14 protein-coding genes and 1 pseudogene are annotated in these 12,326 nt (G+C 68.2%); 5 read left to right on the top strand and 10 right to left on the bottom strand.

Annotated elements, in window-relative coordinates; all coding sequences use genetic code 11:
* Positions 1-54 precede the first annotated feature (54 nt).
* From RBL05_RS15005 to RBL05_RS14995, 4 genes and pseudogenes are all read right to left on the bottom strand, one after another.
* Positions 55-345, bottom strand: coding sequence for a hypothetical protein (locus RBL05_RS15005; RefSeq protein WP_308738800.1), 291 nt, complete (start codon positions 343-345; stop codon positions 55-57).
* A 448-nt stretch (positions 346-793) separates the two neighbouring features.
* Positions 794-1,075, bottom strand: a pseudogene (locus tag RBL05_RS16965) (DUF6357 family protein); the annotation flags it as partial.
* Between the two features lie 104 nt (positions 1,076-1,179).
* Complete coding sequence (locus tag RBL05_RS15000) at positions 1,180-1,434, bottom strand: hypothetical protein (RefSeq protein ID WP_308738801.1); 255 nt, start codon at positions 1,432-1,434, stop codon at positions 1,180-1,182.
* Between the two features lie 159 nt (positions 1,435-1,593).
* A complete protein-coding gene (locus RBL05_RS14995) occupies positions 1,594-2,889 on the bottom strand; it encodes a condensation domain-containing protein (RefSeq protein WP_308738802.1) in 1,296 nt (431 codons plus the stop codon).
* Positions 2,890-2,936: 47 nt separating this feature from the next.
* Here RBL05_RS14995 and RBL05_RS14990 point away from each other — a divergent pair, with 47 nt between their 5' ends.
* On the top strand, positions 2,937-3,743 hold the full coding sequence (locus RBL05_RS14990) for an alpha/beta hydrolase (protein ID WP_318603885.1): 807 nt from the start codon (positions 2,937-2,939) through the stop codon (positions 3,741-3,743).
* On the opposite strand, the gene RBL05_RS14985 is transcribed toward RBL05_RS14990, so the two are convergent.
* Complete coding sequence (locus RBL05_RS14985; protein ID WP_308738804.1) at positions 3,730-4,215, bottom strand: GNAT family N-acetyltransferase; 486 nt, start codon at positions 4,213-4,215, stop codon at positions 3,730-3,732. The two genes, RBL05_RS14990 and RBL05_RS14985, sit on opposite strands and share 14 nt — an antisense overlap.
* Positions 4,208-4,390 carry a hypothetical protein gene (locus RBL05_RS14980; RefSeq protein WP_308738805.1) on the bottom strand — a complete coding sequence of 61 codons (183 nt, stop codon included), beginning with the start codon at positions 4,388-4,390 and terminating at the stop codon, positions 4,208-4,210. Before RBL05_RS14980 ends, RBL05_RS14985 begins: the two co-directional genes overlap by 8 nt.
* Positions 4,391-4,583: 193 nt before the next feature.
* Here RBL05_RS14980 and RBL05_RS14975 point away from each other — a divergent pair, with 193 nt between their 5' ends.
* From RBL05_RS14975 to RBL05_RS14965, 3 genes are read left to right on the top strand one after another with little or no spacing between them, the layout of a single operon-like run.
* Entirely contained in the window at positions 4,584-5,303 is a 720-nt protein-coding gene (locus RBL05_RS14975; protein WP_308738806.1) for a histidine phosphatase family protein, read from the top strand.
* A complete protein-coding gene (locus tag RBL05_RS14970; RefSeq protein WP_308738807.1) occupies positions 5,300-5,875 on the top strand; it encodes a DUF3090 domain-containing protein in 576 nt (191 codons plus the stop codon). The genes RBL05_RS14975 and RBL05_RS14970 overlap by 4 nt, the downstream gene beginning before the upstream one ends.
* Positions 5,875-6,642: an SCO1664 family protein gene (locus tag RBL05_RS14965; protein ID WP_308738808.1), complete on the top strand. Its 768-nt coding sequence runs from the start codon at positions 5,875-5,877 to the stop codon at positions 6,640-6,642. The genes RBL05_RS14970 and RBL05_RS14965 overlap by 1 nt, the downstream gene beginning before the upstream one ends.
* 58 nt (positions 6,643-6,700) lie before the next feature.
* Here RBL05_RS14965 and RBL05_RS14960 read toward each other — a convergent pair whose 3' ends face one another.
* Both RBL05_RS14960 and RBL05_RS14955 read right to left on the bottom strand, forming a co-directional pair.
* Complete coding sequence (locus RBL05_RS14960) at positions 6,701-7,015, bottom strand: glyoxalase (protein WP_318603884.1); 315 nt, start codon at positions 7,013-7,015, stop codon at positions 6,701-6,703.
* 122 nt (positions 7,016-7,137) lie between these two features.
* On the bottom strand, positions 7,138-7,698 hold the full coding sequence (locus RBL05_RS14955; protein WP_308738810.1) for an AAA family ATPase: 561 nt from the start codon (positions 7,696-7,698) through the stop codon (positions 7,138-7,140).
* Between the two features lie 650 nt (positions 7,699-8,348).
* On the opposite strand from RBL05_RS14955, the gene RBL05_RS14950 reads away from it, so the two are divergent.
* A complete protein-coding gene (locus tag RBL05_RS14950; RefSeq protein ID WP_308738811.1) occupies positions 8,349-10,424 on the top strand; it encodes a P-loop NTPase fold protein in 2,076 nt (691 codons plus the stop codon).
* Positions 10,425-10,633: 209 nt separating this feature from the next.
* On the opposite strand, the gene RBL05_RS14945 is transcribed toward RBL05_RS14950, so the two are convergent.
* A complete protein-coding gene (locus RBL05_RS14945; protein WP_308738812.1) occupies positions 10,634-11,074 on the bottom strand; it encodes a hypothetical protein in 441 nt (146 codons plus the stop codon).
* Between the two features lie 49 nt (positions 11,075-11,123).
* Positions 11,124-12,209: a redox-regulated ATPase YchF gene (ychF, locus tag RBL05_RS14940; RefSeq protein WP_308738813.1), complete on the bottom strand. Its 1,086-nt coding sequence runs from the start codon at positions 12,207-12,209 to the stop codon at positions 11,124-11,126.
* Positions 12,210-12,326: the final 117 nt, after the last annotated feature.

The following is a 12,326-nucleotide window of genomic DNA, read 5'->3' as shown; positions in this document are numbered from 1 at the left end:
CGTCCCAGCGTGCGAGCCGATCGCGGGGTGCGTGGGCCCGGCCGGATCTCCGGCTCACCCTCGGTGGTCGTCCGGGTCGGCGCCCGTCGCAAGGGTCGCCGGCAGCTCGCGCCAGGTGAGTCGCACCGGACCGGGCGTCGACCGGAGCGCCTCAGCGAGGTCCTCGGTCGCGTCCAGGAGCGAGTCGAACCCGTCCTCCCCCGCGGAGTCCAGGACGATCACCCACCCGTCCCCGTCGACCCGCGGCGCGGTCTCGGCGGAGAACCCGCCCCAGAAGTGGACGCGGACGCCGTCCGGGACGGAGTCGTCCAGGACCTGCGTGAGGGGTGCGAGGAATCGTTCCACCGCACGCTCCGCCGCTGGCCCGGTGATAGTCGCCTCGACCTGCACGGACGTGTCCACCTCGAAGGGCCAGTCTGGAGCTACCCGATGGTGGGCGTGAAGGAGGGGATCTCGGCGTCCTCGTCCCCGCGACCCTCCGGACTCGACCGGGCGAGGAGTCATCCGCCGGGGTCGGATCGTCCGCGCCCCCGGCCACCGTGACGACGTAGTCGCGTGCGATCACCGAGGTGGCCGCGAACCAGGCGCTCGAGCGGACGCGCGCCTGGTGCGCGTCGAATGCGGAACGGTCCACGAACTGCTCGGAGACGCTCCAGACCAGCGGGTCCTCGGTCGGCTCGACTGCGAAGCGGAGGCGCCCGGGCTCTGCCAGGGTGAGGGCGACGTGCTCGGGCAGGTGCGGGATGCGCGCCCGGTGCGCGACGAGGCTGCGTCGGTCGACGTGGAGGCCCCGCATCGTCGCGTCGATCTCCTCCGGACTGCTCAGCAGGATCGGGCCCAGGAGCGCGGCGGCGGCCTGCTCGTCCCAGTCCTCGCGGATCCCGGCCTCGTAGCACAGGGGCAGCAGCACGGCCTGCAGCAGCACGTGCCGGCGCAGGCTGGCGCGCAGCGCCGTCAGGTGCTCCTCGCGGAGCGGGACGGTGACGAGGCGCGGGTCGTGGAGCGCGTCCGCGTCTCCGACGACCTCGAGGCGGGAGCGAGGACTCGACGGCGCCGACGTGAAGGCGGGCGAGATCCTCGCGTGGTTGAAGGAGGAGCACGACCGCCCCGGAGCTGGACGCTCTGCTCGGGCCGTACCGCCGTCGCCCGGCTGACGGGGATGACGAACAGCCGCGCCGCTCAGTCGTCCTCGATCGTGAACTCCCCGGAGGCTTCGGTGAACAGAGCGGTCTGCCCGGCGCGCGCGGTGCGGAGGAACTCCGCGACGAAGGGGAACCGCTCCGCGAAGGTGCCCGCCGCCCAGACCTCGTGGTGGGCGGCATCGTCCATGTACTCCTCGGACTCGAGGCCGGTGACCGACTGCAGGTCCTGCCCCGTGAAGGTCACCCAGCGCGGCGGGTGCTCGGCGTGCAGCTTCGAGAGGAACACCGGCATGGAAGAGGCTCTGCGCCGAAGGCGTCGAAGACATGGGTCGGGAAGGCGGGATGCGCGCTCATCGCCTCCGCCTCGCAGTGCGCCGCCGCGCTGTCACGGATTCAGAGAGATCGGCCGGCTCGCGTGAGCGCTCCGGGACGGCGTCGGCCGCGAGGAGGATCAGCCTCCTCCGGCACTCGATCGACGCATGCGGGCGACGAGATCGTCCAGCCAGGCGCCCACGCTCTGCCGTGCCTCCGGGGTGTCCGGGTACCGGCACCGCAGGTGGATGCCGGAGGTGTCGGTGACGAACCACAGCATCACCCCGTCGGTGCGGATGCCGGCGCTGATGTACTGGGCTTCCAGGCCGTGGTTGTCGATCGTCACCGGCAGGCGACGCATGTCCAGCCACGACACGGCCAGCATCCCCGGCGCCTCGGGCATGCCGCCCCATGGCGTCATGAGCTCGGCGAGCGGATGGGAGCCGAGCCGCAGCGACTCCTTGAGCGCGGCGGCGCAGGCCGACGGGTCGGGATCGCCGGACTCCAGCACCGAGTTCGTGATGAACCAGCCGACGGAGTCGTGCCAGCGCTGCTCGTAGCGGCTGTGCACCGGGAACACGGCTCGCAGCGCCGTGCCGGCCAGGTCCCGGGTGGTGCTCGTCATCGCGGAGATCGTCAGGGCGAGGGTCGAGACCCCCTCCTGCCGCGCCCTCTCGGAATAGGCCGCCAGAGCGTCGGCGTCGAGCACGTCCCGGACGACGACCCGCTCGGCATGGGCCAGCGGAGCTCCCAGCGGCAGCGGGAAACGGGGCATCGCACCGCCGCCCGCGTCGATGACCTCCTGCCAGCGCCGCTGAACTTCCTCCGGCGCCGGGGGAAGGTCCTGGAGAGCCTGCGTGTGCTCGACGAAGGCAGGCACGTGCGCCGGTGCGGGGACCTCGCCCCGCTGGATCCTGTCGAGGGCGGCCAGCAGGTCTCGGACGATGACCAGCATCGACCACATGTCCACGTGAGAGTGGTCGGCGGCGACCACGAGCGTGGGCCCGTCGGACGTTTCGATCATGCACAGCCGGTGCGAGGGTCGCGAGAGCGGTCGGCAGTGCGCGTCCAGGACGTCCTGCAGCGCGGAGCTCATCGACTGCCCGGGCGCGACCTCGTGCTCGACCCAGGTCCCGGGACCGTACGTGACCTGGTGCAGCGATGGGGGCAAGTCTCCATGGTCCACGAAGACGGTGCGCAGGGTGCCGTGGGTCCGCACCACCGCCGTCCACGCGGCGGCGAGCTCGTCATGTTCGAGGGGGCCGGGCAGCCGGAAGGCGAGAGCCATCCAGGACCCGGGCCGGTCCCCGAGCTGCACGTGCCGCGCCTGGTCGAAGGAGATCGGCAGAGACCGTCCGGGCGCCGACGCCTCGAGATCGATCCCGAGCAGAGGCCCGAACGGCAGCCGCAAGTGGGAGACGTGCGTGAGCCGCATGGCGCTACTATAGGCGCGACCAGCGCAGATACAGAGGCGGCGATCAGATGCACAGGATCGAGGTCCCCGGAGCGCAGATCGCCTGGGCGTTCAGCTACGAGTCCGGCCCGCCTGTGGTCCAGCTGCACGGGCTCACCTCGAGCCGATCCCGCGATCGGCTGCTGGATCTCGATCTCGGCCGCGGACTCTCCGACACGCGACTGCTGCGCTACGACGCGCGCGGGCACGGACACTCCACCGGCCGTCCGGTCCCGGAGGACTATCTGTGGCCCACCCTCGCCGAGGACCTGCTGCACCTGCTCGAGGTGTGGTTCCCCGGCGAGCAGGTGCACGGCGTGGGCCCCTCCATGGGGGCGGGCACGCTGCTCCACGCGGCGGTACGGGAGCCCGACCGCTTCAGCGGGTTCACCCTCCTGCTCCCGCCGACCGTCTGGGGGACGAGGGCGGCGCGGGCCGAGGAGTACCGCAGGGCCGCCACGTTCCTCGAGGCGCACGGCGTCGAGCGCTTGCTCGCGGCCGACGCCGCGGCCCCGCGTCCGCCGGCGGCACCAGGCCACCCCGACACGGTGCCTCATGTCGCGGCGGATCTCCTGCCCGCCGTCTATCGCGGGGCGGCGCTCAGCGACCTCCCGGCGCCGGAGCAGATCGCGGGTCTGGCCCAGCCGACCACGGTGCTCGCCTGGATCGGCGACCCGGGCCACCCGGTCTCGACCGCCGAGGCGCTGGTCTCGCTCATGCCGAACGCCGCACTGCAGGTCGCCTCGATGCCCGAGGAGGTGCGACGGTGGCCGGCCGTGCTCGCCGCCGACATCGCACGGTCGCCCACCCCGCCTGGTGCGCTCACAGACCGATGAGCAGGGGCAGGGTGTCGAACTCGGGTGCCGGATCCGCCCGCAGCCGGCCGTAGGTCTCGACGTCGATGCGCTGCCCGTCGATGAGGAACTTGCCGCGCTCGGTGAGCGCCCATTCCGCGACGGTCGAGGCCGCACGGCGGGTGAGGCCGCGTCCTCGCGCGCGGTGCGTCATCCAGTACCAGAACCAGCCGCTGCGGTTCTCCTCGTCGACCGTGACGCCGATGAGCCCGATCAGCTCGTCGGCCTCGACGATCGCCCAGGCCTCGTGCGACGAGCCCGCCTCGAGAGGGCGCGCGACGTACCGCTCGGCTCCCTCCGCAGTGGTCACCTCCCCCGGGCGGGCCTGGTCGCCGGCCGAGGCGAACGCCTCATGCACCGCCGCGGCGTCGGACATGCAGAGCCGTCGCAGCGCCACGGTCTCCCTGCGGACCTCACCGGTGCGGTGCGGCTCGATCCCGTCAGAGTCAGCCATCGTCCTCCGCCTCAGGCCGCGTCGCGACCAGGCCGACGTCGACGCCCGCGTGCTGGATGACGCGGGTGTGCGCCGGGGTGAACGCGTCGAGGAATCTCCGCCGCACGCGCTCCGGGTCGTAGCGCCCCAGGCGCTCGAGATCGGGCCGCATGACCACCGCACGGAGCTCGGCCATCCAGGCGGCATCGTCGACGCTGCTCGGTCGAACGCTCCGCTGCTGTGTCACGCGACGAGACCAGCCGCCCGCCAGCCGCACAGTCCGGCAGGGCCGGCCCCGGGGATCGGTCCGCCGGGCGACATGGAAGGGGCCCCCGTGATTGATGGACAGAGGCTGACGCGGACCTCGACCGCGCAGCTAGGCTGGAGGGATGGCGACAGTTCTCCTCGTGCGGCACGGTCGCACCACAGCCAATGCGACAGGACTGCTGGCAGGGCGGACCCCCGGTGTCGCCCTGGACGCCCACGGACAGGACCAGGCGGCGCGGACCGGGGACAGGATCGCGGCGGTGCCCGTGGCCAGGGTGGTCTCGAGCCCTCTCGATCGCTGCCTGGAGACTGCCCGGGCCATCGTCGATCGGCAGACAGGCGCTCCGCCCTCGTCGGTCGACGACGAGCTCACGGAGTGCGACTACGGGCAGTGGCAGGGCCGCCGGCTCGACGAGCTCGCGAAGGAGGACCTGTGGCGGACCGTGCAGTCGCATCCCTCCGCAGTCGTCTTCCCCGGTGGTGAATCCCTGGCGGGGATGCAGGCCAGAGCGGTGGCGGCGATCAGACGTCATGATGCGGCCATAGAGGCCGAGCACGGGCCGGGGGCGGTGTGGGTGGCGGTGAGCCACGGCGACATCATCAAGTCTGTCCTGGCCGATGCGCTCGGCATGCACCTGGACATGTTCCAGCGGCTCGAGGCGGGACCCGCCTCGGTGTCGATCGTGAGCTACGGCGCGAGCAGGCCGAGGGTCCTGGCGAGCAACACCGACTCCGGCGACCTGTCCTGGCTCGCGGAGGGCGCCCGCGCCGGCGACGCCGCGGTAGGCGGCGGTGCGGGAGCTCCCGCCGCCGACGGCCCGACGCCTAGGATCGTCCCATGACCGACGTGCCCGCACATGTTCATGAGTTCGACTGGCCGGACCGGGTCGTCATCGGGACGATCGGGCGGCCCGGGGCCCGGACCTTCTACCTGCAGGCGCGCACGGGGACGCAGATCGTGAGCATCGCCCTCGAGAAGGAGCAGTCGGCCCTGCTCGCGCAGAAGATCGACGAGGTCCTCGACCAGCTCCGCGAGGTCGAGGGCAACCGCTGGAGCGTGCCCACCAGCACTCCCGTCGAGCTCGTCGACAACGATCCGCTGGACGCCGTCCAGGAGCAGTTCCGCGCCGGCACCATCGGCATCGGCTGGGACCCCACCACGGCCCAGGTGATCATCGAGGCGCATCCGCTCCCCGCCGACGACGAACTCGACGAGGGGCTCGCGGAGGACCCCTTCGCCGAGGACCCGTTCCCGGAGGACTCCGAGATGCTGAGGGTGAAGATGCCCGTCGGCACCGCCCGGGCGTTCACCCAGCGCACCCGCGAGGTCGTGGACGCCGGGCGTCCCCTGTGCACGCTCTGCGGCCACCCCATCGACCCCGATGGCCACACCTGCATCATCCCCGAGTCCTGATGTCCCAGGCTGACCTGGTGACCGCCGAGCTGACGCTCACCGGTCGCCTCGCGACGGCGTCGAACGCGACGTTCCTGGGCAGCATCGGCGACGATGCGGTCGTGTACAAGCCGGTGGCGGGCGAGGCCCCACTATGGGACTTCCCCGGCGGGACCCTGGCCCGCCGGGAAGTGGCCTCCTTCCTGGTCTCCGAGGCCCTCGGCTGGGACGTCGTGCCGCGCACCTGGCTGCGCGACGGCCCGTTCGGCGAGGGGATGGTGCAGCTCTGGCAGGAGCGGGACCCCGAACAGAGCCCCGTGGACCTCGTCGCGGCGGACCAGGTGCCCGACACCGGCTGGCGGGCCGTCCTCGAGGGCGAGGACCAGGATGGTCAGCAGATCGTCCTGGTCCACGAGGACACGCCCGCGCTGCGGCGCATGGCGGTGTTCGACGTGATCGTCAACAACGCCGACCGCAAGGGCGACCACGTCCTGGCCATGGAGGGCGGGCACCGCTTCGGCGTCGACCACGGCCTCACCTTCCACCACGAGGACAAGCTGCGCACCGTCCTGTGGGGCTGGCTGGGCGAGCCTTTGGCCGCCGAGGAGCTGGGAGGCGTCGGCCGCGTCGCCGACGGGCTGCATGGTGAGCTCGGCGAGCGTCTTGCGGACCTGCTCAGCGCCGAGGAGCTCGCGGCGCTGGCCGCGCGGTGCGCCCGGCTCCAGGAGGATGGGCTCTTCCCGGCGCCGGGCGGCGAGATGCCGGCGGTGCCATGGCCGCTGTTCTGAGCGCGGCCACGCCCTCCGACGAGACCCCCAGGCACCGAGCGACTGCGCCGACCGCGTGTCACGCAGTCGGCGTCATCACCTCGACACGGCTGACGAAGCCGTCGCGCGCGTGGAGGCGGACGTACCCCTCGTAGGTGTCTCGCTCCGCCCAGGAGAGCTCGTAGCCGGGGTGTTCGATGCGTGCAGCCGTCGCCTCGAGCTCGATGAGAGTGCCGAGGACGAGACCGGGATGAGCCTTCTCGGCCGGATGGAACGCGTCGTCCACGCCGAGATGGAGTTCGGCGGTGACCACGTTGCCGTCGAAGGCACGGAAACAGCATCCGCCCCGTCCGACGAGCGACGGCGGATTGGTCACCTCGTGCAGCCCGAGCACCGCACGATAGAAGCGGCGAGCGTCATCCTCTCCGCCGCGAGGGATGGAGATCTGGACGTGATGGAGCCTGATCGCCGCCTACGTTTTATCTTGACGCCAAGATACCCCTAGCATCGAGGCCGTCACCGCACGCCGAGCCCGGTGACGAGAAGATCCGCGACCTCATCGGCAGTCCGTTCGCCTGTGTCGATCTCCGCCACGGCATCGGACCACGCCGCATAGTCGGAACGCCTGCGATGCACGTCCGCCCAGGTCGGTTCACCGACGGGCGCAAGCCCTCGATCCCTGCCATGGAGCCTCCGTCGATGCTCCTGCGCATCCGAGATCGGGACGTGCACGAACTCCATGTCTGCACCTGTTCGTGCCGCGGCAGCACGCCAGGTCTGCCGAGCCTCGTCACTGTCGTTCACCGCGTCGACGACGACATCGTGGCCGAGCCGCAGGTTCAGCTCGGCCATCGCACGCGTCGCCTCGTAGGCGGCGACCCCGACCTCCCAGCCTCGTGGCAGACCACAGGCGAGGATCGAGTCCTCGACCGCGTCGATGGACAGGTGGACCGACCCGGTGCGCGCAGCGACGATCTCGGCGACGCTCGTCTTCCCGACCCCCGGGAGACCGGAGAGCACGACGAGGCGAGCGCTCGGTGGAACCGGGAGACCTGCACGCACCTCTGAGGATCCCATCTGTTGGATCGTACGCCGCGTGAGGCGGCGGCTCCTCGACCCCATCGACCGCACGCGCGCACGACGCCCGGTCCGTCGGACGCTCGGCGGAGGGCACCGGCCCAGCGGACTTCACCGTCGGTGAGGTCGTCGGTCGCCGACAGACCGGCGGCATCGGCAACTCGTGTCGACGCCTCACGATCCGGATGACTATGCGCGATCACCCCACGAACGCCTTGATCTGCGCAGCTGTCGCGCCGTCGAAATCTCGCGTGGCACCGACGCAGGCGTCGGACCGGAACCGGATCACACGTTGAACCGGAACTCCACCACGTGTCCACACGTAGGGCAGTCTGCCGGAACCACCCTCTGCGCATTCACCCGTCACCGGGTGCGCAGCATGGGACCGTGCCGCAAGGACCTCGGCCACGACCAGGACTATAAGGACTAGGACTGGTGCGACGACGGCGATCCCCGACCACCACCCTCGCGGGCCCCAAGCAGGCGACTCGACTACCGGCTGTCCGCCAACGAGCGACGGGGCGTGGGCCGCGGCGAAGCGCCCCCACATCCGTCCGACCCGGCCTTCGATTAACACAGCTTGTATCGACACGAAGCTTGCGCGCCAGGTGCTCCCGCAAAGCTCAATGCGGCCGTGCTTTGCTAGCACTATGAACGGCGAACACCCCGAACAGAGACCTCCGATCGACGCGCCGATCACCTCTTCGAGCGAAGATGACCTCGGGCGTGCACCGGTCGCGCACGACTTCGCGGAGTCGATCCGGGAGCTCGACGCGAGCCAGGGACTCGTGGTTGGCATCTTGGGGCCTTGGGGACACGGAAAGAGCTCGTTCATCAACCTGATGCGCGAACAGTTTGCGACCGCGCCCGCTCTCACGGTCGTCGACTTCAACCCTTGGATGTTCTCCGGCTCGAACCAGCTCGTCAACTTCTTCTTCACTGAGATCGCAGCGGAGCTCAACGTTCAAAGCAAGAGCCGCTTCGGGAAGACTGCGGACTGGCTCGCTCAATACGCCAGCGTCCTCAAACCTGTGTCTCAGTTCATTCCGTTTCCGGGTGCAGCGGCTGTAGGTGAGGCCACCGCAGCCGCGCTCGGCGGACTTGCTGAGACAACGAACGCAGAGCGCAGTGCCAAGAAGGTACGGGAAGAGATCACGAAGGAACTCGCCTTACTCGCGCAACCTATCGTCGTCGTCATTGACGACATCGACCGCCTCACCACTCTCGAGATCCGCGAGATCTTCAAACTCGTCCGCTTGACGGCGAGCTTTCCAAATATTATTTACGTGCTTGCCTTTGACAGAGAACGCGTGGAACAGGCCCTCACCGAAGATGGCATACCCGGACGGGCTTACCTCGAGAAAATCGTCCAGTTGAGCTTCGATGTTCCACATGCACCAGAGAAGCTACTTCGGTCCCAAGTTTTCGAAGAACTGAATCGCATCCTCGCCCCCGTTACGGACGCTACACTCGACGAAAGTCGATGGAGTGACGTCTACTGGGAAGTGATCGATCCGCTATTCTCGAACATGCGTGACGTTACGCGTTACGCGATCTCCGCCAGGTCGACGATCAGGAGCCTCGGCGTTGAAGTCGATCTGGTCGATCTTCTCGCAATGGAGGCACTTCGCGTCTTCCGTCCTGAATTCACCCATCAACTATCGAAGCTTCGAAGTGAACTCACGAGCACACGGGAGATCATGGGACGCAAGGACGACCGTGCTCAGAAGGCCATCACTGCACTCCTCGCTAAGTTCCCCGAGGACGATGAAGTTGTTCGGGCGCTATTCAATCGCGTATTCCCCGCCGCGGTGCAATACGTCGGGAACAACCACTTTGGGCCTGACTGGCTAAGTGCCTGGCGAACCGCACACCGGATGGCCCACATCGACTTCCTCAACCTCTATTTAGACCGAGTCGCACCCGACGAACTCGTCGCGTTTCGAAGCGCCGAACAGGCCCTTGAGTTTCTCAGCGACGGCGTAGCTCTCAAGGGGTACCTGACCGATTTGGACCCTAAGCAGCTCGAATCCGTCCTCGAAGGTCTCACCTCATTAGAAACAAGATTTACGACCGAAATGGTCGTCCCGGGATCAATCACGCTTCTGAACCTCATCGACACCATTCCCGAGAATGAGGTGCGAGGCTTCTTCGATATCGGAAGCCCCAAGATCTCTGTTGGCCGCGTTATACTTCGGCTCCTCCGCCGCGTCGGAGATGAGGCAGAGCGAGAAGCATTAGTCTCACAAATCCTTGACGGCATCGAAACGTACTCATCCCAGCTCGATCTTATCCACAGCGTGGGCTATCGCGAAGGCGTGGGGCTCAAACTCGTCAGTGAAGCGTTTGCAGCTCGGATTCATGAGCAGTTTGTTGCTCGACTTCAGCGAACCCCACCAGCCGAGCCGTGGCGTGAATGGGATGCCTGGCGCATCTACAATGCCGTCCAAACAGCAACAGGCGAAGTACCTCTGGCATCAAGTGACGATCCCGCTCTGCTACGAGCAGTACTCCACTCGCTTAAGTCCACTGCGCGATCACAATCGATGGGCTCTCGACAGGTCAGATCTGAAGATCGTCTCGCCTGGGAGATTCTCGTCGAGCTATTCGAATCTGAAGTTACAATCGAAGAGGCTGTGAGCAACGTTCGTGCCAACCTGGGTGACGACAATGTTCTTCAACTCACGGACAAATACCTATCGGGCTGGCGGCCAGAGAGCTTCTAGACAACACAAGGCATACCGATGGGATCGGTCTTTCCTAAGTCGCCAGCTGAACCTATCAAAACAGAAGTCGGGTTGCGGAATACTTAGACATTAAATCTAAATTCCACCGAGCTCCGGCACGGAGCAACCTCTGGAGAGAAACCATTGCCTCGGACGGTCGGCCCGCGGGCACGACGGACAGCCCACCCCGGACCGCGGCGCTCTCGGAGTCACGACTCCCGTCCCGCACGGCGGACGCGAGGGATGATCTCGACGTCGATGACCAGCACCGTGCAGAAGAGCCCAAGACCGAGAGTGAGCCAGCCGATCCCCCATGCGTCGTCCTCGTCCTCCACACGCGGGCCGACGCCGCTTTTCCCTGGGAACACCCAGCCGACGGTGTACGCCGGGTCCAGCAGCAGGACCAGCCCCCATCCGATGAGCATGAGCCACACCGCACACGATGCCACCTGCACGACCAGCATCGGCGTCACCGCGGACCGCGGCAGAAGCAATAGAACCGGACCCGTCGAACCTACCAACGTCAGAGCAGCACAGGCGACGAACACGCCCCAGATTCCCCTTGCAAAGGCCATCGCGCACCCGCCGACCACCAGCGCCGCCGTGACAGCGACGATCGCCCAGTGCTTCCTCGCGAGATGCATCTGCATCCACCTCGATCGCCCGGGAACCACTCACGCACCACCGCTCATCGAAGGGTTAAACGTTGAAGCGGAACTCCACCACGTCACCGTCGCGCATGACGTACTCCTTGCCCTCCATGCGCACCCAGCCCTTGGCCTTGGCCTCGGCCATCGAGCCAGCCTCGATCAGCTGGTCGAAAGAGACGATCTCGGCCTTGATGAAGCCGCGCTCGAAGTCGGTGTGGATGACGCCGGCGGCCTGCGGGGCGGTCGCTCCCTTCGGGATGGTCCAGGCGCGGGACTCCTTGGGACCGGCGGTGAGGTAGGTCTGCAGGCCCAGGGTGTCGAAGCCGACGCGCGCCAGCTGGTCGAGGCCCGACTCCTCCTGGCCGGTGCTCTCGAGCATCTCGGCGGCCTCGTCGGCGTCGAGCTCGATGAGCTCGGACTCGAACTTGGCGTCGAGGAAAATCGCCTCGGCGGGGGCGACGAGCTCGCGCAGCTGCTGCTGCATGGCGGTGTCGGCGAGGCCGTCCTCGTCGGTGTTGAAGACGTAGATGAAGGGCTTCGCGGTCATCAGCTGCAGCTCGCGCAGCTGGGCGACGTCGATGCCGGCGTCCTTCGCACCCTGGTAGAGGGTCCTGCCGGTCTCCAGCAGGGCTTTGGCCTTGGTGACGTTCTCGAGCACGGCGGCGTCGATGAGGCCGCGCTTGGTGTCCTTCTCCAGGCGCTGCATCGAGTTCTCGATGGTCTGGAGGTCGGCGAGGATCAGCTCGGTGGTGATGGTCTCCATGTCGCCGGCGGCGTCGGTGGAGCCCTCCACGCGGGTCACGTCGGGGTCGGAGAACGCGCGGGTGACCTGGCAGATCGCCTCGGCCTCGCGGATGTTGGCGAGGAACTTGTTGCCCAGGCCCTCGCCCTCGCTCGCGCCCTTGACGATCCCGGCGATGTCCACGAAGGACACCGTCGCCGGCAGCAGCTTCTGGCTGCCGAAGATCTCGGCGAGCTGCGCCAGGCGCGGATCGGGCAGCGGGACCACGCCGACGTTGGGGTCGATCGTCGCGAACGGGTAGTTCGCCGCGAGGACCTCCGCGCGGGTCAGAGCGTTGAACAGGGTGGACTTGCCGACATTGGGCAGCCCGACGATTCCGATAGTAAGAGCCACGGGAGATGAGTCTACGAGGCACGGGCGCTCCGGCAACGCCCTCGGACAGTGAGATCGCGGACCCTGCCCCGCACAGGGCCGCTCCCGGCCGTCTCGACGCCCGAGCTGCCGTCATGG

Origin of the sequence: Brachybacterium sp. GU-2 (assembly GCF_030866705.2) — a bacterium.
Classification (GTDB): domain Bacteria; phylum Actinomycetota; class Actinomycetes; order Actinomycetales; family Dermabacteraceae; genus Brachybacterium; species Brachybacterium conglomeratum.
This window is presented reverse-complemented; position numbering and strand designations above follow the sequence as displayed.

Excerpts from the sequence above, each read along its gene's own strand:
- RBL05_RS14945 (WP_308738812.1), bottom strand. The coding sequence starts at position 11,074 with ATGCAGATGCATCTCGCGAGGAAGCACTGGGCGATCGTCGCTGTCACG.
- RBL05_RS14950 (WP_308738811.1), top strand. The coding sequence starts at position 8,349 with ATGAACGGCGAACACCCCGAACAGAGACCTCCGATCGACGCGCCGATC.
- RBL05_RS14970 (WP_308738807.1), top strand. The coding sequence starts at position 5,300 with ATGACCGACGTGCCCGCACATGTTCATGAGTTCGACTGGCCGGACCGG.
- RBL05_RS14985 (WP_308738804.1), bottom strand. The coding sequence starts at position 4,215 with ATGGCTGACTCTGACGGGATCGAGCCGCACCGCACCGGTGAGGTCCGC.
- RBL05_RS14980 (WP_308738805.1), bottom strand. The coding sequence starts at position 4,390 with ATGGCCGAGCTCCGTGCGGTGGTCATGCGGCCCGATCTCGAGCGCCTG.
- RBL05_RS14975 (WP_308738806.1), top strand. The coding sequence starts at position 4,584 with ATGGCGACAGTTCTCCTCGTGCGGCACGGTCGCACCACAGCCAATGCG.
- RBL05_RS14955 (WP_308738810.1), bottom strand. The coding sequence starts at position 7,698 with ATGGGATCCTCAGAGGTGCGTGCAGGTCTCCCGGTTCCACCGAGCGCT.
- RBL05_RS14995 (WP_308738802.1), bottom strand. The coding sequence starts at position 2,889 with ATGCGGCTCACGCACGTCTCCCACTTGCGGCTGCCGTTCGGGCCTCTG.
- RBL05_RS14965 (WP_308738808.1), top strand. The coding sequence starts at position 5,875 with ATGTCCCAGGCTGACCTGGTGACCGCCGAGCTGACGCTCACCGGTCGC.
- RBL05_RS14990 (WP_318603885.1), top strand. The coding sequence starts at position 2,937 with ATGCACAGGATCGAGGTCCCCGGAGCGCAGATCGCCTGGGCGTTCAGC.
- RBL05_RS15000 (WP_308738801.1), bottom strand. The coding sequence starts at position 1,434 with ATGCCGGTGTTCCTCTCGAAGCTGCACGCCGAGCACCCGCCGCGCTGG.